This window comes from Jeotgalicoccus saudimassiliensis (assembly GCF_000756715.1).
Classification (GTDB): Bacteria; Bacillota; Bacilli; order Staphylococcales; family Salinicoccaceae; genus Jeotgalicoccus; species Jeotgalicoccus saudimassiliensis.
In genome coordinates this window covers 1,730,325-1,751,275 of record NZ_CCSE01000001.1, presented here as the reverse complement: position 1 = coordinate 1,751,275, position 20,951 = coordinate 1,730,325, and the positions used below count along the sequence as shown (strand labels likewise).

The following is a 20,951-nucleotide window of genomic DNA, read 5'->3' as shown; positions in this document are numbered from 1 at the left end:
ACCTCTTATATAATAGGTGAAAATAAAATGATTTCCACCAAATTTCAAACGTCATACAAATATAGTAAAACCAGTTAAATTTCCGCACAATAACACAAAAACCGCTCTCCCCTCACGGGGAAAGCGGCGTTAAGTCAAATCCAAATATATTATCTTTCACGCATTGACGGGAATAAGAGTACGTCTCTGATCGATGACGAGTCCGTAAGGAGCATTACCAGACGGTCGATACCAATTCCAAGTCCGCCTGTCGGAGGCAGGCCGTATTCCATTGCTTCAAGATAGTCTTCGTCCATCTCGTGTGCTTCGTCGTTTCCTGCGTCGCGTTCTGCAACTTGTGACTCAAAACGTTCTCTCTGATCGATCGGGTCGTTAAGCTCTGTAAATGCGTTCGCGTGTTCGCGGCGCACGATAAACAGCTCGAAACGGTCCGTAAAACGAGGGTCTTCATCGTTTTTCTTCGCAAGCGGCGAAATTTCAACCGGATGGCCGTAAACGAATGTCGGCTGAACCAGTTCTTCTTCAACTTTCTGCTCGAAAAATTCGTTCAGGATGTGACCGTAAAGCATGTTGTCATCGATTTCAACATTATGTTCTTTTGCTGAAGCTCTCGCTTCTTCCACTGTTTCAATGTCATAGAAGTTTACGCCTGTGAATTCGTTGACGATATCCACCATGTGAACGCGTCTCCATTCAGGTGTCAGGTCAATTTCTTCACCGTCGTAAGTCACTTTCATCGTCCCGTTTACTTTCTCGGCGATGTAGGCAACCATTTCTTCTGTAAGTTTCATAATATCTTTGTAGTCAGCGTATGCTTCGTACAGTTCCATCATCGTAAATTCAGGATTGTGACGTGTCGATACGCCTTCGTTTCTAAATACGCGGCCGATTTCGTACACTTTTTCAATCCCGCCGATAACAAGGCGTTTTAAGTGCAGCTCAAGCGCGATACGCATAAACAGATCTCTGTCCAGCGCGTTATGGTGAGTAATGAACGGACGTGCCTGTGCACCACCCGCGATTGAATGCATCATCGGCGTCTCCACTTCCAGGAAACCGATGCTGTCCAGGTAGTTACGCATTTCCTGAATAATTCTGCTGCGTTTGATAAACGTCTCTCTTGATTCTTTACTGGTAATCAGATCAAGGTAACGTTTACGGTAACGTTCTTCAACGTCTTTTAAGCCGTGGTATTTATCCGGCAGCGGACGAAGCGCTTTCGTCAGCAACGTGAATTCTGTCGGTTTAATTGACAGTTCTCCCGTGTTCGTTTTGAACATCGGTCCTTTAACGCCGACAAAGTCACCAAGGTCAGCCTGGTTCCATACTTCAAATGCCTCGTCGCCAATCTGGTCTTTTCTTACGTAGATCTGAATTTGTCCCGAAATATCCTGGATGTGCGCAAAGCCGGCTTTACCTTTACCGCGCTTCGTCATAATACGGCCTGCGATTGCAGTAACCGATTCAGTCTCTTTTTCTTCAAGTTCTTCTTTTGAAAACTCATCCCACTGATTGCTGAGTTCTTCAGTATTTGCCAGACGGTCGAAACGTTTACCAAACGGATCCATACCCTGGTTTCTTAATTGCTGCATTTTCTCGCGGCGGACAGCTAATTGATCATTCAGTTCTTCACTCACTATACTCCACTCCTATATATGTTCTAATAATTTTTATTTAATTAAGTCATTCTGCTGACTGACTTTTATCTAACTGCTCTTTAATTTTTTCTACCGTCATATGCAATGTCGGATGTTCTCTTTTCGGTGCAATTTCATACAGCGGGTCAATTACGAATGAACGCAGGTGCATTTCCGGATGCGGTACTTTTAAATCCGTCAGTTTCAGTTCAAGGTCTTCGTACAGCAGAACATCTATATCGATGCTGCGCGGTCCCCATATTTCTGTTCTGACACGCCCGAGCTCATGCTCGATACCTAGTACTGTCTCCAGTAAATCCAGCGGCGTTAAGTTCGTATCCACTTCCACTGCCATGTTTATAAAGTCCGGCTGATTTGTATTGCCGTAGGGTTTTGTTTCATACCTCGATGAAATTTTCGTTACTTGAATACCCGGCACTTCGGATAATTCAGCGATTGCATTATTCAAGCTTTCTTCCCTGTCACCGATGTTGCTTCCAAGTCCGAGGTAAGCTATTGCCATGATGATTCCCGCTTTCCGTGCAGCGTGATTGCCACGCTTTCATAATTTCCATCTATTGGTGGATTAGGTTTCGTAATAGTAGTTTCTATCTCTACTATTTTATCATACCGGTCAAATAATGCCGCATTGATTTTACCTGCCAGACGCTCGATTAAACTCACCGGTTCGCCTTTAACAATCTCTTCCACCAGGTTATAAACTTCGCCGTAATGGACAGTTGCTGTCAGGTCATCCGTCTGTGATGCATCCGTTAAATCAACGTGCAGTACCAGGTCAGTAATGAAATACTGACCGAGCACACGCTCTTCCTGAATCGCACCGTGGTATGCATATGTTTTTATTCCGTTAATATGAATTTTATCCATTGTAATCACCTTTTAATTTCATATAGACATCTGCTGCCTGACGGTTCATCTTAACATTGTGGACTCTGACTGCTTTAACGCCCGCTTCAATACCGATAATCGTCGTTGCAAGTGTGCCTGCGTCACGGTCGTCAGCGTCAGTTTCGCCGCCGATCAGTTCTTTAACCATGCGTTTTCTGCTCGTTGCAAGCAGTACCGGATAGCCTTCTGCTGTCAGCTGTTTAAGATTGCGCATCACTTCGAAGTCTTCTTCTCTCGATTTAACGAAACCGATGCCAGGATCCAGCCAGATATTTTCTTTTTTAACACCATGCTTTAATGCAAGGTCAGCTGACTCTTTCAGCTCTCTGATCATATCTTCAGTCACGTTGTTATATGTGCTGTGATTATTATTATGCATTAAGAAAATCGGTGCATCAAATGCTGCGGCTACATCGAGTATTTTCTCATCGTAAATACCGCGCCACTGATCGTTAATCATCGTCGCTCCCGCTTCCAGAACGGCACGTGCCACTTCACTGCGGAATGTATCGACTGATATATCCACAGTGATGCCGGCTTCCCTGATTGCTTTAACTACAGGGACTGTGCGTTCGATTTCCGTCTCCGCTGTAATCTCAGTATAGCCGCCGGGACGCGTTGAATAACCGCCGATATCGATAATATCCACGCCTTCTTCAACCATCTCCCGCGCACGGTGTACAGCGGCCTCGACCGAGTTGTATTTGCCACCGTCGCTGAACGAATCCGGCGTGGTGTTTAAAATACCCATGACTTTCAGTCTTCCCATTAAAATCTACCTCTGCTTTTACATAAATTGAATAGTCATATTATAACATGTTTAAAGATGATTACTCCCCCAAATATTTCCGTACTGAAATAATCAGAACAAAAAGAAACTCCGTCTGATGAACAGACGGAGTTTCCTGTAATTTAATTAGTCTTCAAAGTTAAATAATGGTGTAGATAAATATCTCTCACCGTTTGAAGGGAGTATGACAATGACATTTTTGCCTTTGCCGAGTTCTTTTGCTACTTTAAGTCCCGCTTTAACCGCAGCACCTGAAGAAATACCGCCGAGGATACCTTCCTGTTTTGCAAGTTCTCTCGCAGTGTCCATTGCCTCTTCATTTTCAATCGTAACAATTTCATCATAAATGTCTGTATTTAATGTGTCAGGAACAAATCCTGCGCCGATACCCTGGATTTTATGCGGACCTGGTTCCTGCCCGCTTAAGATTGCTGAATCCGTCGGTTCAACTGCAACAACTTTAACATTATCAAAGTTTTCTTTTAACACTTTTCCGGCACCGCTGATTGTTCCGCCTGTACCGATACCTGAGATGAATGCGTCGATTTCAAAACCTGCCGCCGCCGCCTGTTCAACTAATTCTTTACCAGTTGTTTTAGCGTGAATTTCAGGGTTGGCAGGGTTCTCAAACTGCTGAGGCATAAAGAAGTTTTCTTTTTCAGCAAGTTCAGATGCTTTTTTAATTGCACCTTTCATACCGTCTGCACCCGGAGTCAGAACAAGTTCCGCACCATATGCGCGCAACAGGTTACGGCGTTCCTTACTCATCGTATCAGGCATTACTAAAACTGCTTTATAACCTTTTGAAGCTGCAACCATTGCAAGACCGATACCTGTGTTACCACTTGTCGGTTCAACAATTGTCATACCTTCTTTAAGTTTTCCGGCCTCTTCCGCCGCTTCAATCATCGCTAATGCGATACGGTCTTTAACCGAGCTGCCCGGGTTCATAAATTCAACTTTCACATAAACGTCCGCGCTGTTGTCTTCAGACAGTTTGTTTAGTTTTACCAAAGGTGTATTGCCGATTGCCTCTGAAATGTTGTTAAATACGTTGCTCACAATTAAACACTCCTATTCCTAGTTGATAACTATGAATAATATACCATTAAAATGCTGTTTTTTCAAATATTTAGTGTGTAATCAGTTCCTGTAACTCTTCTTTTGAAATCCACTGTTTGTTGCGGCAGAAGTGACAGTCGGCTTCTGCTCCTTCATCTTCTTTAATCATCGTCATAATGTCTTTTGGATCCAGCGCGCTAATCGCATTAATGAATCGCTCTTTGGAACAGTTACACTCGAAGCTGACAGGCATGCTGTCGAGCTGACGCCAGTTCTCTTTGCCAATTGCATCGTCGATAACCTGTTCAGGCGATAAGCCTTTCGCAAGCAGTTTTGAGACTGGTGTCATTGTCTGTGCACGCCCGTTCAGCCATTCGATTGTTTCATCGCTTGCCGACGGCAGTACCTGAATCACAAATCCGCCCGCTGACTGAATCGTATTGTCCGGGTTCACAAGCACACCAAGTGCAACGATTGAAGGCACCTGCTCACTCGCATAGAAGTAATAGGAGAAGTCTTCTCCAAGTTCACCTGAAATCAATTCAACAGAACCGACGAAGTTGTCTTTCAGACCGATATCTTTTGCGACACGGAGATATCCTTCAGTGCCCACTGCACGGCGTACATCAAGTTTGCCGTGTTCGTTTAAGTCAAAGTGAACTTCCGGGTTGCCGAGATATCCTCTGACATGTCCGTGTGCGTCGCTGTCAACGACGATGGCGCCGATCGGCCCGCCGCCTTCGATAGTAATCGTCGCTTTGTCATCTCCTTTAAGCATCGCGCCCATGATGACACCCGCACTCATTGAACGGCCAAGTGCCGCTGCTGCTGTCGGCAGTGCACCGTGACGGCGTACTGCTTCATTTATAGTCTCTGTCGTATCGACAGCAAAAATTCTTACTTCATCATTAAGGCCGAGACCTCTAATTAAATAATCACTCATAGTGTATTCCTCCAACTGGAAATTCTTTTCATTTTATATAATAAACCATGTTCGCTATGATGCATAATAAATCAAACGTCAAAGATAGTCAATTTCGTTGCCTGTGCCATAAAAAAGAGCTGCCATGCCGGCAGCTCCAATGTTTTATCTGTTGTGTCTTTCGTCGTTGCTGTCATCCACTGAAGGTTTTTCAGTTTCGCCTTCCGGCTTTGGCGGTTCCACCATATCCGGACGCTCTTCAGGATGCTCTTCCTGGCTGTTTTCCCCATCAGTATCTTCGCTGTCCATCTTATCTTTAACTTCTTCATAAGATGCACCTGCTTTATCTTCGTCCAATGAATCGCTGATGACAGTATCTTCTTCAGCCGGTTCGTTATCGTAGTTACGTTCCGGAAGTTTACCGTCGTGGAACAATCCTTCAATCTGTTCTCTGTCGAGCGTTTCGATTTCAAGAAGTGTTTCAGCAATCAGGTTCAGCTGTTCCTGGTGATCTGTCAGAATCTGACGGCAGCGCTCGTATTGTGTCTTCACAATATTTTGCATTTCCTGGTCAATTTCATAAGCAATGCTGTCCGAATAATTTGCATCATTCGACATTTCCTTGCCGAGGAATACCTGACCGTTTGATTCACCGAACTGAATCGGTCCAAGTCTGTCACTCATACCGTATTCAGTTACCATGCTGCGTGCGATGCCTGTCGTTCTCTGGAAGTCGTTATGTGCACCTGTGGAAGCTTCACCAAATGTAATTTCCTCGGCAACACGCCCTCCGAGAAGACCGACAATCTTGTCTTCGAGTTCAGGCTTCGTCATGAAGTAACGGTCTTCCTTAGGAAGCATTACAGCATAACCGCCGGCCTGTCCGCGCGGCACGATTGTAACTTTATGAACTGTCTCCGCATCATCCAGTACCATTCCGATAATTGTATGGCCGGCTTCGTGATACGCGACGATGTTACGTTCTTTCTTACTCATGACACGGCTCTTCTTAGCCGGTCCTGCGATAACGCGGTCCGATGCTTCATCGACATCGCGCATATCAATTTTCTTCTTGCCTGCACGGGCAGCTACTAGCGCTGCTTCGTTTAACAGGTTTTCAAGGTCTGCTCCTGAGAATCCAGGTGTACGCTGTGCAATCGCTGCAAGATCGACTGTGTCATCAAGCGGCTTATTGCGTGCGTGTACTTTAAGTACCGCTTCACGTCCTTTAACATCCGGACGGCCGACCTGAATCTGTCTGTCGAAACGTCCCGGTCGCAGAAGTGCAGGGTCGAGAATGTCAGGACGGTTAGTCGCTGCAATCATAATAACGCCCTCGTTCGCTGCAAACCCGTCCATTTCAACGAGAAGCTGGTTAAGTGTCTGCTCACGTTCATCGTGACCGCCGCCGACACCTGCACCACGCTGACGCCCTACAGCGTCAATCTCATCGATAAAAATAATACACGGTGCATTTTTCTTCGCATTTTCAAACAGGTCACGTACACGCGATGCCCCGACCCCGACGAACATTTCGACGAAGTCCGAACCGCTGATTGAGAAGAACGGTACACCCGCTTCACCTGCAACAGCACGTGCGATTAATGTTTTACCTGTACCCGGAGGTCCGACTAAAAGTACCCCTTTAGGAATGCGGGCACCAATTTTGTCAAATCTGCGCGGATCTTTTAAGAAGTCTACAACTTCAACAAGCTCTGCTTTTTCTTCATCGGCACCGGCAACATCATCAAAACGAACGTCTGATTTGTCTTTCTCATGAAGCTTCGCTTTACTCTTGCCGAAGTTCATCATTTTGCCGCCGCCTCCGCCGCCGCCCTGGGCACGGCTCATGAGGAAGATAAATAGGAAGAAGATAAGTAATAATGGAATAAATGTAACAAGCATGCTTGCCCACGGACTTGGTTCTTCTTCAGGCGCCACAGTCAATGACAGTCCTTCCTGACTGCGGGCTGTATCTGTAATCTGTTCAAGATCACTTGCACTGTTATACGGAACTACAGAAGTGAATGACTCCTGTTCATCCTGGTCGGCAAGACGACCTGTAATTAAGTAAACATTGTTCTCCGGCTGAATTGTTAATTCAGCTACTTCCCCGGCTTCCAGCGCAGTAAGGAACTCATTGTACTGAAGTTCTTTTTCCGTTCCGCCGGCGCCGTTAAAGCGTTGGAAAATACCAAACATAACAACTGTTAGAATGGCGATAAGTAATATGTTACGGCCAGTATTTTTCGGCATCCGTAATCCTCCATTTCTAATGCATTACCAAAAATAGTAACAAAATTTTCCTGTAACTTCCACTCATTTGATTTAGCTGTAGAATTCAGGTTTTAACAAGCCGATGTACGGCAGATTGCGGTATTGCTGGTCAAAATCCAGTCCGTATCCGACAACGAATCCGTCAGGAATTTTCGTTCCGATATATTTAACTTCCACATCGAGTTTTCTTTCAGGAACCGGTTTGTCGAGCAGCGTAACAATTTCGATGGACGCTGCTTTACGGTATGTCAGAAACTCGATAATCGAGTTTAATGTCGTGCCTGTTTCTACGATGTCTTCGACAATGATAATATGTCTGCCTTCAACTGATGTCGATAAATCTTTCAGAATTTTAACTTCGCCTGTCGATTTGGTGCCCACATAGCTTGAAACATCCATAAAATCAATTTCCATATGCGTATCGACATGTTTGATTAAATCAGCCATGAACATAATCGAACCTTTCAGCAGTCCGACAAGTACAGGTTTTTTACCTTCGTAATCTTTAGTAATACGTGCTCCAAGCTCTTTGTTAATAGCCTCGATATCTTCAACTGATAATACAATCTCGCTTATATCATTTTGGATAGTCATCATTAAACTCCTTCGTAATCTTTAATAGTCTGGTTTCAGATGGTTCAATTATATTATAAATTGTTCCAACTGCAATAATAATCCCGGACGGATTTACAACGACCGGCATTTTCAGACGCTCGGCCGCCGGAATCTTTTTATCGATAAAAAGCCGGCTAACCTTTTTTGTTCCGGTATTCTTAAGATAGACTTTGTCGCCGTCCGCTTTCATACGTATTGTCAGCGGCAGCTCCGATTTGCATAAATTTACAGTGACATGATAGTCATTATAAATAAACTCACCGTTACTCTCAACAGATATACAGGTTTCACCGGTGTCCGCCGCATTATGTGCTGCATAAAAAGTATCATATTCAATATGGACCTTTACCCCGCCGGCATCGAATACCGTCTGAGCCGGCCCCTCAGAAAGCAGCTCATCCAGTGAATTTTGAGACTGCCGGGTGATCCGGACATCATGCCCGCTTAAAAGTGCCGTCAGAATATAGCGCCTGATAACACTGCTGTGCTGCATATATTCTTTCCGCGGCAGCCTGCCGTGATGTTTTTTTATAAAATCACCGGCAAAATCGTATGCGAAATCACTGAACCCGTTCAGGTCTTCCCGGACGGCATCGAGCTGTTTAATATCGAGGGACGAAGAGGCTTTAACCGCCGGAATAATATGGTGTCTTACGTAATTTCTTGTATAGCCGTCTTCTTTGTTGCTCCCGTCTTCAAAATATCTGACCTTGTGATATTCCTGATATTTTTGTATGTCTGTTTTCGAGATGCCGTAAAAAGGACGGACAATCGTATAGCTGCCGGCATGCCGTACGGCGGGAATCCCCAGATTTCCGTACAGATGCCGCCCGGTTAACAGCTGCTGCATGATTGTCTCGTACTGATCATCCTGATGATGCCCCATCAGCAGATACTTAATATTCAGCCTGTTAAGCACCAATGTAAAATATTCATAACGCTTTACTCTGCCGGCGTCCTGCGAGAACCCGTCCGTAAAGTTCAATACAGTGGTTTCACAACGGATGCCGTCTGTCTTTGTCATGCGTTCTATGTACGCTTCTTCTTCTGCCGATGCCGCCCTCACATTGTGATTAACATGAATCACAGTAAGAGTTCTGTATGTATGTTTATATTCCCGGGTCAGGAGGTGATACAGCACCATTGAATCTATACCGCCGGACAATGCCAGAGCGATATCGTCTTCCGGACTCCATGCTGTATTGATTTTCAGGTTCATCATTCACCGCCTCCCCTTCTTAAAAAATAAGAAAAAGGCTAGAGCGAATTGCTCCGGCCTCTTAATATAATTATTTACGACCTCTTCCGCCGCGGCGCGATTCTGCTTGTCTTTTAATTGTAGACATTCTCTCTTCGCTGTCTTTAAGGAAACCTGAAAGTTTCTTCTCAAAGTCTTCCGGAGACGGTGCTTTTGCACGAGGTTTCGGTTTTGGTTTATCCTGTGCTTTTTTAATAGATAAGCTTATCTTGTTGTCGTCACCTATCGTCAACACTTTAACTTCGATTTCGTCACCGACTTTTAAATGTTCGTTAATGTCCTCTACGTACTTATCAGCCACTTCACTGATATGAACTAATCCTGTTTTGCCGCCTGGCAATTGAACAAATGCACCAAATGGTTTGATACCTGTAACCTTGCCGATAACTTTACTGCCCGCTTCAACTGACATGTTTATTTAATATCCTCCCAAAATCATTATACATACCTATATTACCATTAAATAAAAGAATAATCATTACATATGCAATGATTATTCTTCCGTTTGCTCCTGTTCTTTATCCTCTTTATCCGGAAGGTTAAATATCAATTCTCCTTCTTCTGATAAAAAGAATTCACTGCGTGCGATACGCAGAATATAATTATCGTCGTTCAGCTGTCTGATCTGCTGTTCGAGATCTGCATGCTGCTTATTTTTCTTTTCCAGTACTTCAGTTGTAGCAAGTACTTCACCGTGCAGCTCTTCATTTGCCTGTTTTTGATTGAATGCCACGAGCAGAAGTATAATGACAATGCCTAGAAGGATACTGCCAAAAAACATCGTACGGCGGCGCGACACACGTGATTCACTCGCTAACTGCTTCTTTTCGCTATCTCTTTTTTTCGTATAGTTATTCAGGAGCCTGACTACCTTGTTACTCACATTGTCACATCCAATCTTTTTTAATCTTGTATTCACTGTCTATTATATACAAGATACAGGAAAATTAGGTGACAATCTATTAAAAATCTGATTCTTTTTCAATTTTCTCTTCATTAAGAACTTTATACATACGTTCCGCTTCTTCTTTTTTTGCTTTCTCGTTCAATTCCAGTATTTCGTATGTCACGATGCTGCGGCCAAAGCGGATAACGAGTGTATCTCCGACAGCAAGCGCGGTACTTGCTTTAGCTGCGCGCCCGTTTACTTCGATGCGCCCTTCACTGCTGATTTCTTTCGCCAGCGTGCGGCGTTTAATGATTCTTGACACTTTTAAAAACTTATCGAGTCTCATGTCTATCATCCTCTGTAATAATTTCATTCAGCGGTTTGTCATGATGAATCGTTTCTTTCATCCATTTCAATACCGATGCTGCATATTCTTTCTCGTGTTTTACTTTCGGCTTTTTCCCTTCTGCTGCTTTTGCTTTTGCCCATACTTCATTCAGGTCATCCATATTTTCGACCGTCTCATCACCGAACACGTGCGGATGACGGTGAACCACTTTTTTATTCAGCGAGCTGAGTACATCATAGAAGTCGAAATAGCCTTCTTTTTTACCGATTGCTGCATGCAGCGCAACCTGCAGCAGAATATCGCCGAGTTCTTCGACCAGACCGTCATCATCTTCTTTTTCAATCGCTTCGATGACTTCGTATGATTCCTCCAGCAGATATCGCTCCAATGATTCGTGCGTCTGCACACTGTCCCACGGACAGCCGTCCTCTTCGCTGACAAGCGTATCGAAGACGTGAATCATGTGTGCGATTGAGCGGTTATTGTATTGTTCCCCTGCAGCTTTTGGCACAAACATGCACAGCAGATTCGAATCCGGCACATTAAAGTCGACTTCCGAAATTGTACTTTCGATAATGTTTTCGTCGGCACTGCCCGCTTTATCAACCAGATAGACCGGTGCATCGTAATTATAGTAGTCGAGCAGTGTCACTTTCACTTCGCTGACCGACAGCTGATCGTACACCTGCGTAATCAGCGTGTGCTTGTTGTAATCAAGATCGTTAACGCTGAGCGCTGTACCGTCGAGCAGCTGGAAGTTTTCATTCACCGGAATTTTAAGTGCTGTAATCACATCGTCGATAAAACTCTGTCCGCCGGCAATTTCCACTTTCACATGACCCGCTGCCGCAGCTTCCAGCAGACGCTCTGTGGTCGTTTCATATACCATCGGGTGCCCCGGCACCGCGTACAGTACATCACCGGATTGTGCCGCCTGTAGCAGCGTGTCCGTAATCCGTTCGTACGTGCCTTCGAAAGTATCATTTTCTTCGTAGTACGAATCGAAGGCGGTAATATCCGCACCTTCTTCTTTCAGCAACTCCGCTGCAGGGTGATCCATAGTACGGACATATAACTGCTTCGCTGCTTTCAGTTCTTTGTATACACCAAGCGGCATTTTATCGATATCCGATGTGCCGAGTCCGATAATTCTTATTGTATTCATCTGACTGCCTCCATTCTGCTGTCCTGTATTGCGCTCATAATGCCGACGAGCTCTTTAATATTTTTAGAGCGGATTGTCAGGCGGATTTCTCCGTCTTTAACTGATATTTTTAATATTCTGCTGTAATCCTGTGTATCCTGGAACAGTTTTTCACCGCTGATTTCTTCCGTTGCCGCTTTCGATACGTTCAGATAGTAATGTCTCGCATCTTCCGACACTTTATAAATGCCGTACATCAATGCATAGACTTTTACTTTTACCAGTTCGATTAAGTTGACGACTTCTTCAGGGTATTCTCCAAAACGGTCGATCAGCTCATCTTCAATGTCCTGAATATCCTCAAGCGAGTTCGCTTTTCTCAAACGTTTGTAAATATCTATTTTCGACTGTTCATGTGTAATATACGTCGCCGGAATATAAGCATCCGCTTCGATATTAATCGGAATGCTGACCGGTTCCTCTTCTTTTTCAATACCCTGTTTTTCCTGCACTGCACTTTCCAGCATGTCGCTGTACATTTCATAACCGACCGAATCGATAAATCCGGACTGGTTTTTACCGAGCAGATTGCCGGCTCCGCGAATATTCAAATCGCGCATTGCAATTTTAAAGCCGCTGCCGAGTTCCGTATATTCCTTGATTGCTTCCAGTCGTTTTTCAGCGACTTCCGTCAGCACTTTGTTCGGCTGATGGAATAAATACGCGTAACTGATTCTGTTGCTTCGTCCGACACGTCCGCGGAGCTGATACAGCTGGCTCAGACCGAAACGGTCGGCATCTTCAATAATAAGTGTGTTGGCATTCGGTACATCCACACCCGTTTCGATAATTGTCGTCGTCACGAGTACATCGAATTCACCGTTTACAAAATCGAGCATCGTTTCCTCAATTTGCTTCTCGGTCATCTTTGCATGCATGACACCGACCGATGCGTCCGGTACCAGCATCTCCACATGCGCCTGCTTGTTGTAAATCGTATCAACTCTGTTATGCAGGTAGAACACCTGGCCGTTACGTGCGAGTTCCCGCTCGATTGCTTCTTTAACAAAGTTGCCGTTATATTCGAGCACATATGTCTGAACGGGGAATCTGTTTTCAGGCGGGGTTTCGATTACCGATAAATCCCGAACTCCCGTCAGACTCATATGGAGCGTTCTTGGAATCGGTGTTGCAGTCAGCGTAAGAACGTCGACGTTATTTTTAATCTGTTTAATCGCTTCTTTATGTTTTACACCGAAGCGCTGCTCTTCATCGACAATCAGCAATCCGAGATCTTTATACTCAATCGATTTCCCGAGTATTTTATGCGTGCCGACAACGATATCGATGCGTCCTTCTTTTAAGCCTGCCGCTGTTTCACGGTTTTCCTTTGCCGTTCTGAAACGCGACATCATCGCAACATTAACCGGATAATCTTCAATCCGTTCAATCAGGCTCTCAAAATGCTGCGCTGCAAGAATTGTTGTCGGCACAAGAAATGCGACCTGTTTGCCGTCCTGTACTGCTTTAAAGGCAGCACGGATCGCCACTTCTGTCTTACCGTAACCCACGTCTCCGCAAAGCAGTCTGTCCATCGGTTTCGCATCTTCCATGTCTTTTTTAATCTCGTTAATACTGGCCAGTTGGTCCGGTGTCGGTTCATACGGGAAGCGTGCTTCAAATGCTTCCTGCATTTCCGTATCCGGACTGAACTGAAACCCTTTGGACTGCGCACGTTCCTGATACAGCCTGATTAACTCTTCGGCGATATCGTTAACGTTCGCTTCCACTTTGGCTTTTGTTTTCTTCCATTCGACGCCGCCGAGCTTGTGCATTTTCGGCGAGCCGTCATCGCTTGCCACGTACTTCTGCACAAGGTCCATCTGGTCGACCGGGATATACAGCTGATCCGTGCCTTTATACTGCAGTTTCATGTAGTCGCTGTGAATACCTCCGACCTGCAGCGTTTCAATACCGAGATATCTGCCGACACCGTGATGCACGTGAACAATATAGTCACCAACATTCAGTTCCTGATAGGACTTTATCTTCTCCGCGTTCGAAATTTTCTGCTTGCGCTTTTTACGTTTTTGAACTTTGTTGTAAAGTTCCTTGGACGTTAAAATTGCTGCACTCATATAAGGCAGTATAAATCCTGTCGCCATCGTCCCGATTGTGAGAACAATTCCCGAGTTCCCGGGAATTTCATTTATAAAGCTCGGTATTTTTAAATCTTCGAGCAGCTGTTTCGTCTTATTCAGCTCATCCTCATCGCGGAGAATTATATTGACGAGATAATCGTTTTCCAGCATGCTGTTTAAATTCGACGCGAGAATATCGTACTGTCCGTAGTAAATCTCTGTCGGTTTCACCGAGATCTTTATCATTTCCCCAATCGATACAGGCATACTTTTCATAAATAAGTTAAAGTACGTCGCTCCATTAATGTTTAACAGACGATCATACTGCCCTTCGAGATAGTTCGCAGCACCGGTAAACATCTGTCCTGCTTCAAGCACCGATTCAAAGTAATTATGCACTGCGGAGAATTCAGCATCATATGCTGTTTTAATCGCACCGGCATCGTCGATAAACACACGGTGTTCCGGCGTTAAATAGTCGAGCAGTGACTTATCGTGATCATCCAGCAGATGTGCGAACTGCGCCAGGTGATTGACCAGCTGATCCGGATGCGTAACGATGTCATAGTATTCCTCGAGGGCGTCTTTAGTTACACCTTCAAGTCCCGCTGCAGTCTGTTCGTACAGCTCATCGATTTTATCGAGCAGTTCTTCACGCTCGCTCGCTTCGACGATATATTCTGCGTAAGGTTCAATCGTAATGCTGTCGATATTTTGCAGCGAGCGCTGCGTTTCCGGATCGATCAGACGGAGCGAATCGATTTCATCATCGAACAGCTCAAGACGGAGGAACACGTCGTGCATGTAAATATCAAAGATATCCCCGCGCACTGCAAATTCACCGAAGTTCTGCGCCTGACTCATCCGCTTATAGCCGAGACTGACCAGGAATTCAATCAGCTCATCATAATTCACCGTTCCGCCAAGCTGCAGTGTTCTTTCGTAAGACAACAGTTTTTCTTTCGGCATCAACGGCTTTAACAGACCGTGTACAGGTACGATAAAGAGCCCTGGTTTCTCATGAGCAAGTGCATATAATGCAGTCATTCTTGCTTTCATAAAATCAGGGCTTTGCTTTGATAAACTTTCAATCATAATGTCGCCGACAGGGAATGTGTATACATTATCCATGACGTCCATCATGCTGTTTGCCAGTTTCTCCATATGGTGGTTATTTTCAACGAAGACAACTTGCGGTTCTGACGAGTTTTCTGTGAGCTCTTTCAGCAGTACCGGTTTAAAGTCGTCGTTCACACCTGTAACGAGCAGGTTTTTATCGCTGTCGTAGTTTAAAATGCTTTTGACACGTTCATCGTTTAATATTCTGTCGCTTATTTTGTTATGCATTGACATCACCATTATATTCGTTCATCACGTCTAAAAACGGTGCCGATACGAAACGCCGGCATGCTTCACTCGACACATCGAGTACTTTATCGACTGTCTGTGAATCTGCTTTAGGGAACTTGCCCAGTACGTAGTTAGTAACCGGCATACCCTGCGGCGGACGTTCAATACCGAGACGGATACGATTATATTTTTCACTGCCGAAATGCTGCGTCAGCGATTTAATACCGTTATGTCCGCCGCCGCTGCCTTTTTGGCGCAGACGGATTCGTCCAAGCGGTAAATCCAGATCATCGTAAATAACGACGATATCTTCCAGTTCAATATTGTAATAATCAACGAGCGGGCGTACACCTTCACCTGATAAGTTCATAAAAGTCTGGGGCTTAACGAGCATCACTTTTTCCCCGTTTAATAAGCCCGTACCGAAATCACATTTGAATTTCGTCTTATCCAGCTCAATGTCAATATCGCTGCTCAATCTGTCTATTGCCATAAATCCGATATTATGACGAGTCTTATCGTATTTAGGGCCCGGGTTTCCAAGACCGATAAAACATTTCATTCCATCACCTCATATAAACGTTAAAAAAGGCGATGGAAAGTCCACCGCCGTTGTTATTTTAAATTAATATTACTCTTCGTCAGCTGCATCATTTTTCTGAGCTGTTGCTTCAACTTCAACGCTTTGTTCTTCAGCGTTTTCGTCTTCTTCAGGCTCTTCAGTTGGCGCACTTACGATTACTAATGCATCAGCATCTTCGTTTTCGATAACGAAGTTGCCTTTAGAACGGATGTCTTCAACGTGAATTGAATCTCCGATGTTAAGTTCAGAAATATCTACTTCGATAGTTTCCGGAATATCAGCAGGTTTAGCTGTTACAGACACTTCGAATAGTGGCTGTTCAATAACGCCGCCTTCTTTTTGTCCTGGAGCTTCACCAGTTAATTCGATTTGTACTTCAACCGTTACTTCAGTCTGCATGTTGATTGCAATGAAGTCGATGTGAGTGATTTGGTTTTTAAGTGCGTCGAACTGATAATCGTTGACCATTACCTGAGTAACACCTTCAGCGATTTCCAAGTCGATAACACCGTTACGTCCAACTTCACGAATTACTCTGATGAATTCGTTCTCGTCTACTGATAATGATGTATTTTCTGTTTCAAAACCATATACGACTGCTGGAACTTTACCAGCTTGACGTAATTCTTTAAGTTCTGACTGTTTTGATTTCCCAGCTCTTGAGTTTGAGGCTAATTTAGCCATAATTATTTCCACCTTTCATCTAATACAAGTCTATTATAATAACGCCTATCCTAACACATAGCCACGCATTATAATACCACAAATTACATCAGTTTGTAAAAAAACTGTTAAATTATCACGTTTGGTCGAATAATATGCTTACTGACTCCTGCTCGTGAACTCTCACGATAGCCTGAGCAAGCAGTTCGCCAACAGACAATTCTGTAATTTTATCAATTTTCTTCTCTTCCGGCAGCTGGATAGAGTTTGTTACGACAAGCTCTTTAATTACAGAGTCCTGAATGCGTTCGATTGCAGGTCCTGAAAGTACAGGGTGCGTACAGCATGCATAAACGTTTTTTGCACCTTTGTCTACTAGAGCCTGCGCTGCAGTTTTAATCGTACCGCCTGTATCGATAATATCATCGATAATAATTGCTGTTCTGCCGTTTATTTCGCCGACGATATTCATTACTTCTGAAACGTTTGGACGCGGACGGCGTTTATCGATGATTGCGATTGGAGCTTTCAAACGGTCTGCCATGCGGCGTGCGCGTGTTACTCCGCCGTGGTCAGGTGAAACGATAACTACTTCTTCAAGGTCAATACCTTCATGCTCTAAGAAGTAATCGCTTAAAATTGGCACTCCCATCAGGTGATCGATTGGAATATCGAAGAATCCCTGAATTTGAGGTGCGTGAAGATCAAGTGAAATCACACGGTTTGCACCTGCAGTTTCAATAATGTTTGCAACGAGCTTCGCTGTAATTGGTTCACGTGCACGACTCTTACGGTCCTGACGTGCATAGCCGTAATACGGCATAACAATATTAATCGTGTTAGCCGATGCACGTTTCAGTGCATCAATCATGATTAGTAATTCCATAAGGTTTTCGTTTACCGGCTGGCTTGTAGGCTGAATAACGAATACGTCACAGCCGCGTACACTTTCCTCGACATTAACCTGAACTTCTTCGTCCGAGAAACGGTTTACTGTACATTTACCAAGCGGAATACCGATATGATCCGCGATTTCACGTGCTAAGGGTTCGTTACCTGTCAACGTAAATAATTTCATTTTAGAATTTTTATTTTGATTACTAGAAGCTAACATTTTGATCCTCCAAGTATTATTTTTTGTAATAACCTTCTTTTGTCGTTTGCTTATTTCGTGCAATCGCCAAACTATCATCAGGAACATCATCTGTAATCGTTGAACCTGCTGCCGTAATAGAACGGCTTCCCACCGTTACCGGGGCAACGAGATTTGTGTTGCAGCCGATGAACGCGTCTGCGCCGACCGTCGTTTTAAACTTGTTGACGCCGTCGTAGTTAACCGTAATCGCACCGCATCCGATATTCGCCCTTTCGCCGATTTCCGCATCGCCGATATAACTCAGATGCGATACTTTCGCGCCGTCTTTTAACTCCGACTTCTTAACTTCAACAAAGTTTCCAATCTTCACAGCTTCTCCGAGTTTTGCTCCCGGACGCAGCTGCGCGTATGGACCGACTGTCGTGCCGCTGCCGACTTCTGCATCGGTAACAACAGAATGCTTAATCTCTGCATTGTCGCCGATTACACTGCCGCTGATTTCACAATTGGCCGAAATAATCGCATTTTCACCGATTACCGTATCGCCTTTAATAACAGTGTTAGGATAAATAATAGTATCCATACCAATTCTAACACTTTCATCGATGTATGTGTTCGAAGGATCAATAATTGTCACACCTTGTTCTAAATGATGCTCATTAATGCGCTGTCTTAATAGTTCCGATGCGCGTGCCAGTAAAAACCGGTTGTCAACGTTAATAATTTCATCATTTTGCGCCGTGACAAATGCGCCGACACGTGAACCTTTACTGCTTAACAGTCCGACAGCATCAGACAGATAATATTCCTGTTCCGGATTATCATTCGTTATCTTATCGAGCACTTTAAATAATTCGCGGTTATTGAATACCGCTGCACCTGCACTGACTTCTTTAATTTCTTCCTGCTCATGTGTGATCTCAGTTTCTTCCAGTATCTCTTTAACCGTACCGTTTTCCTTGCGGAGAACACGGCCGAAATTTTTCGGATTATCTGCATATGCTGATAATACTGTTGCTTTTAAGCCCGATTTCTCGTGGTCAGCCACAAGATTTTTAATCGTTTCCGGAGAAATAAGCGGTGTGTCGCCGAAGATAATCAGAGTGTTTCCTTCCGCCGAACTAAGTTCAGGCGCCGTCTGGCTGACAGCATGCGCTGTACCTTCCTGTTGATCCTGGACCGCAACTTTAACATCTGCCGGCAGAATTTCAGTTACCGCATCATGTCCCGAACCTGTCACGACATGCAGTTCGCTGATTCCCGCAGCTTTCACAGTGTTAATTACTCTCGTAATCATCGGGATCCCGCAGACTTCGTGCAATACTTTCGGTTTCTTTGAATTCATTCTCTTGCCGACACCTGCAGCAACAATAATCGCTCTCGTTTGCATAATTAACCCCCACTTTAATACGATATATTAATTATATTTCAGTCCATGTTATCTTTCAAGACGAAACTCAGGCCGGGCCATACTGGCCCGGCCTGAGTTCTGTACTTTATTTATTTTCTTCCGCAGTATCTTCCGATACTTCCGGTGAGTCTTCATTTTTTACGTTTTCTTCCTGAGCAGTATTTGAGTCCGGAGCATTCTCTTCATCAATGTTTTCTTTAGTTTCTTCATCCTCTGCCGGATCAGATTCCACAGTCGGCTCACTCGCCTGTTCAGCAGCCTCTTCTGCATCCGCAGTTTCTTCATACACACGCATAACCTCTTCCTGCACATGCTGACGCATATCGGAATTAATCGGATGGGCAATGTCCCTGAACTCGCCGTCCGGAGTACGTTTACTCGGCATTGCTACAAACAGTCCATTGTTACCGTCAATTACACGTAAATCGTGAATAACAAATGACTCATCAAATGTTACAGAAACCAGAGCTTTCATTCTCGTATCCTGATTATTGACTTTTCTAAGTCTAACGTCTGTTATTTTCATGTGTCTGTTCCTCCATAGATTTGTGTTTTAGATCTGCTGTGTAAAACCTATCTGGCTTAGAACCCCACTAAAATCAACAGTTACTCGAAAGATGCAACTACCTCGATCTCCACTTTTGCATCTAATGGGAGACGACTAACTTCTACACATGATCTTGCAGGTAGTTTACCCGTAAAATACTTCGCGTAAACTTCGTTGATTACTGCAAAGTCATTCATATCAGCGATGAAGATTGTTGTTTTAACAATATTGCTGTAGTCCAGTCCGGCCACATCCAGTACGCCGCCGATATTGTCGAGAACCTGTGCTGTCTGTTCCGCAACGTCTTCTGAAACGATTTTACCTTCGAGTGTTAAAGGCACCTGGCCTGAAGAATAAAATAAATCCCCTGTTCTTACGCCGTGGCTGTATGGACCTACTGCTGCTGGTGCTTTGTCAGAATTAATTGGCTGCATCTTAATCATCCTCCGTAATTTGAATAAAATCTACTTGCCTGTAATGTAATCTAAACAGTTTCCTTCTTCAACTACAAATGATTCGTTAAATTCATCAATCTCGGATACTTTAAGCAGTGACGTGTAATCGTTAAATCTGCGGTTCGCAACCTCTTTCGCTTCAACGAGCACACTGACACCGACTACTGTCGCGTTAAACTCTTCCATCAGATTCGTCACACCGGTAATAGAACCGCCTGCACGCAGGAAGTCATCCACTACAAGAACACGCGATCCTTCCTTAAGCGTACGTTTTGACAGTACCATCGTTTCGATTTTACGCGTCGAGCCCGATACGTAGTTTATCGATACAGTAGAACCTTCAGTGACTTTGTTATCTTTTCGGATAACGGCAACCGGCACGTTCAGCTTGCATGCGACCGCATTTGCAAGAGAAATCCCCTTCGTCGCAATCGTCACAACCGCGTCGATTTCCAGTTCTCCATACATCGTGGCGATTAAATCACCGATGTTGTTCATCATGTTGGGATTACCCATAATGTCGGACATGTACAGGTAGCCTCCCGGCAGAAGGCGTTCGCTCGATTCAAGATCCGTCTTGAATTCGGAAATAATTTCTTCGGCACGTTCCACACTGATTTTAGGAATGAACATTGCCCCGCCGTTTGCTCCCGCTGTCGTCTGCAGAATACCGAGTCCTTCCGCATTTAAAACATCTTTAATAATGCGGATATCTTCACTGATTGAAGACTTCGCCTGGCTGAATTTATCTACATATGTCGTTAATGGTATCAATTTATTTGGATTTGTAATTAAATGCTGCGTCATGTAGACGAGCCTTTCACTGCGTTTATATTTCATAGTCTAACTCCTA

The 20,951-nt window shown here is 44.3% G+C and carries 20 protein-coding genes and 1 pseudogene; all 21 read right to left on the bottom strand.

What is annotated here, in order from left to right:
* Positions 1–149 precede the first annotated feature (149 nt).
* The 21 genes and pseudogenes from lysS to purR all read right to left on the bottom strand — a co-directional run bounded on the left by lysS (position 150) and on the right by purR (position 20,938).
* Complete coding sequence (gene lysS, locus RZ44_RS08690; protein ID WP_035810455.1) at positions 150–1,637, bottom strand: lysine--tRNA ligase; 1,488 nt, start codon at positions 1,635–1,637, stop codon at positions 150–152.
* Positions 1,638–1,683: 46 nt separating this feature from the next.
* Positions 1,684–2,160, bottom strand: a complete 477-nt coding sequence (gene folK / locus RZ44_RS08685; RefSeq protein WP_035810453.1) for a 2-amino-4-hydroxy-6-hydroxymethyldihydropteridine diphosphokinase — start codon at positions 2,158–2,160, stop codon at positions 1,684–1,686.
* Entirely contained in the window at positions 2,151–2,525 is a 375-nt protein-coding gene (gene folB, locus RZ44_RS08680; RefSeq protein ID WP_035810450.1) for a dihydroneopterin aldolase, read from the bottom strand. Before folB ends, folK begins: the two co-directional genes overlap by 10 nt.
* Positions 2,518–3,315: a dihydropteroate synthase gene (gene folP, locus RZ44_RS08675; RefSeq protein ID WP_035810448.1), complete on the bottom strand. Its 798-nt coding sequence runs from the start codon at positions 3,313–3,315 to the stop codon at positions 2,518–2,520. Before folP ends, folB begins: the two co-directional genes overlap by 8 nt.
* 147 nt (positions 3,316–3,462) lie before the next feature.
* Positions 3,463–4,398 carry a cysteine synthase A gene (gene cysK / locus RZ44_RS08670; RefSeq protein WP_035810445.1) on the bottom strand — a complete coding sequence of 312 codons (936 nt, stop codon included), beginning with the start codon at positions 4,396–4,398 and terminating at the stop codon, positions 3,463–3,465.
* 70 nt (positions 4,399–4,468) lie between these two features.
* Positions 4,469–5,341 carry an Hsp33 family molecular chaperone HslO gene (gene hslO, locus RZ44_RS08665; protein WP_035810443.1) on the bottom strand — a complete coding sequence of 291 codons (873 nt, stop codon included), beginning with the start codon at positions 5,339–5,341 and terminating at the stop codon, positions 4,469–4,471.
* A 144-nt stretch (positions 5,342–5,485) separates the two neighbouring features.
* Entirely contained in the window at positions 5,486–7,576 is a 2,091-nt protein-coding gene (ftsH, locus tag RZ44_RS08660) for an ATP-dependent zinc metalloprotease FtsH (RefSeq protein WP_035810441.1), read from the bottom strand.
* Positions 7,577–7,648: 72 nt separating this feature from the next.
* Positions 7,649–8,185 carry a hypoxanthine phosphoribosyltransferase gene (gene hpt, locus RZ44_RS08655; protein WP_035811693.1) on the bottom strand — a complete coding sequence of 179 codons (537 nt, stop codon included), beginning with the start codon at positions 8,183–8,185 and terminating at the stop codon, positions 7,649–7,651.
* Positions 8,175–9,434, bottom strand: coding sequence for a tRNA lysidine(34) synthetase TilS (gene tilS, locus RZ44_RS08650; RefSeq protein ID WP_052108932.1), 1,260 nt, complete (start codon positions 9,432–9,434; stop codon positions 8,175–8,177). The genes hpt and tilS overlap by 11 nt, the downstream gene beginning before the upstream one ends.
* Positions 9,435–9,501: 67 nt before the next feature.
* Positions 9,502–9,882 carry a S1 domain-containing RNA-binding protein gene (locus RZ44_RS08645; protein ID WP_035810439.1) on the bottom strand — a complete coding sequence of 127 codons (381 nt, stop codon included), beginning with the start codon at positions 9,880–9,882 and terminating at the stop codon, positions 9,502–9,504.
* A gap of 81 nt (positions 9,883–9,963) precedes the next feature.
* Positions 9,964–10,353 (bottom strand): FtsB family cell division protein, encoded by a 390-nt coding sequence (locus RZ44_RS08640; protein ID WP_035810436.1) that lies wholly within the window; start codon positions 10,351–10,353, stop codon positions 9,964–9,966.
* A 79-nt stretch (positions 10,354–10,432) separates the two neighbouring features.
* Positions 10,433–10,705, bottom strand: a complete 273-nt coding sequence (locus tag RZ44_RS08635) for an RNA-binding S4 domain-containing protein (RefSeq protein WP_035810434.1) — start codon at positions 10,703–10,705, stop codon at positions 10,433–10,435.
* Positions 10,692–11,873 (bottom strand): MazG nucleotide pyrophosphohydrolase domain-containing protein, encoded by a 1,182-nt coding sequence (locus RZ44_RS08630; protein ID WP_035810432.1) that lies wholly within the window; start codon positions 11,871–11,873, stop codon positions 10,692–10,694. The genes RZ44_RS08635 and RZ44_RS08630 overlap by 14 nt, the downstream gene beginning before the upstream one ends.
* Positions 11,870–15,340, bottom strand: coding sequence for a transcription-repair coupling factor (gene mfd / locus RZ44_RS08625; protein ID WP_035810431.1), 3,471 nt, complete (start codon positions 15,338–15,340; stop codon positions 11,870–11,872). Before mfd ends, RZ44_RS08630 begins: the two co-directional genes overlap by 4 nt.
* Positions 15,333–15,905, bottom strand: a complete 573-nt coding sequence (pth, locus tag RZ44_RS08620) for an aminoacyl-tRNA hydrolase (RefSeq protein WP_035810429.1) — start codon at positions 15,903–15,905, stop codon at positions 15,333–15,335. The genes mfd and pth overlap by 8 nt, the downstream gene beginning before the upstream one ends.
* A 69-nt stretch (positions 15,906–15,974) precedes the next feature.
* A complete protein-coding gene (locus tag RZ44_RS08615; protein WP_035810425.1) occupies positions 15,975–16,610 on the bottom strand; it encodes a 50S ribosomal protein L25/general stress protein Ctc in 636 nt (211 codons plus the stop codon).
* Between the two features lie 115 nt (positions 16,611–16,725).
* Positions 16,726–17,703 carry a ribose-phosphate diphosphokinase gene (locus tag RZ44_RS08610; protein WP_035810423.1) on the bottom strand — a complete coding sequence of 326 codons (978 nt, stop codon included), beginning with the start codon at positions 17,701–17,703 and terminating at the stop codon, positions 16,726–16,728.
* A 16-nt stretch (positions 17,704–17,719) separates the two neighbouring features.
* A complete protein-coding gene (gene glmU, locus RZ44_RS08605) occupies positions 17,720–19,075 on the bottom strand; it encodes a bifunctional UDP-N-acetylglucosamine diphosphorylase/glucosamine-1-phosphate N-acetyltransferase GlmU (protein WP_035810421.1) in 1,356 nt (451 codons plus the stop codon).
* A 247-nt stretch (positions 19,076–19,322) separates the two neighbouring features.
* A pseudogene (spoVG, locus tag RZ44_RS11425) lies at positions 19,323–19,622 on the bottom strand (septation regulator SpoVG); the annotation flags it as partial.
* 80 nt (positions 19,623–19,702) lie between these two features.
* Positions 19,703–20,077 (bottom strand): RidA family protein, encoded by a 375-nt coding sequence (locus RZ44_RS08595; protein WP_035810418.1) that lies wholly within the window; start codon positions 20,075–20,077, stop codon positions 19,703–19,705.
* Between the two features lie 30 nt (positions 20,078–20,107).
* Positions 20,108–20,938, bottom strand: a complete 831-nt coding sequence (purR, locus tag RZ44_RS08590; RefSeq protein WP_035810416.1) for a pur operon repressor — start codon at positions 20,936–20,938, stop codon at positions 20,108–20,110.
* Positions 20,939–20,951: the final 13 nt, after the last annotated feature.

Bases quoted from the DNA above. Each gene is read 5' to 3' on its own strand.
- glmU (WP_035810421.1), bottom strand. From the start codon at position 19,075: ATGCAAACGAGAGCGATTATTGTTGCTGCAGGTGTCGGCAAGAGAATG.
- purR (WP_035810416.1), bottom strand. From the start codon at position 20,938: ATGAAATATAAACGCAGTGAAAGGCTCGTCTACATGACGCAGCATTTA.
- folK (WP_035810453.1), bottom strand. From the start codon at position 2,160: ATGGCAATAGCTTACCTCGGACTTGGAAGCAACATCGGTGACAGGGAA.
- ftsH (WP_035810441.1), bottom strand. From the start codon at position 7,576: ATGCCGAAAAATACTGGCCGTAACATATTACTTATCGCCATTCTAACA.
- tilS (WP_052108932.1), bottom strand. From the start codon at position 9,434: ATGATGAACCTGAAAATCAATACAGCATGGAGTCCGGAAGACGATATC.
- folP (WP_035810448.1), bottom strand. From the start codon at position 3,315: ATGGGAAGACTGAAAGTCATGGGTATTTTAAACACCACGCCGGATTCG.
- RZ44_RS08595 (WP_035810418.1), bottom strand. From the start codon at position 20,077: ATGCAGCCAATTAATTCTGACAAAGCACCAGCAGCAGTAGGTCCATAC.
- RZ44_RS08610 (WP_035810423.1), bottom strand. From the start codon at position 17,703: ATGTTAGCTTCTAGTAATCAAAATAAAAATTCTAAAATGAAATTATTT.
- RZ44_RS08615 (WP_035810425.1), bottom strand. From the start codon at position 16,610: ATGGCTAAATTAGCCTCAAACTCAAGAGCTGGGAAATCAAAACAGTCA.
- hslO (WP_035810443.1), bottom strand. From the start codon at position 5,341: ATGAGTGATTATTTAATTAGAGGTCTCGGCCTTAATGATGAAGTAAGA.
- RZ44_RS08645 (WP_035810439.1), bottom strand. From the start codon at position 9,882: ATGTCAGTTGAAGCGGGCAGTAAAGTTATCGGCAAGGTTACAGGTATC.
- RZ44_RS08630 (WP_035810432.1), bottom strand. From the start codon at position 11,873: ATGAATACAATAAGAATTATCGGACTCGGCACATCGGATATCGATAAA.
- mfd (WP_035810431.1), bottom strand. From the start codon at position 15,340: ATGCATAACAAAATAAGCGACAGAATATTAAACGATGAACGTGTCAAA.
- pth (WP_035810429.1), bottom strand. From the start codon at position 15,905: ATGAAATGTTTTATCGGTCTTGGAAACCCGGGCCCTAAATACGATAAG.
- folB (WP_035810450.1), bottom strand. From the start codon at position 2,525: ATGGATAAAATTCATATTAACGGAATAAAAACATATGCATACCACGGT.
- RZ44_RS08635 (WP_035810434.1), bottom strand. From the start codon at position 10,705: ATGAGACTCGATAAGTTTTTAAAAGTGTCAAGAATCATTAAACGCCGC.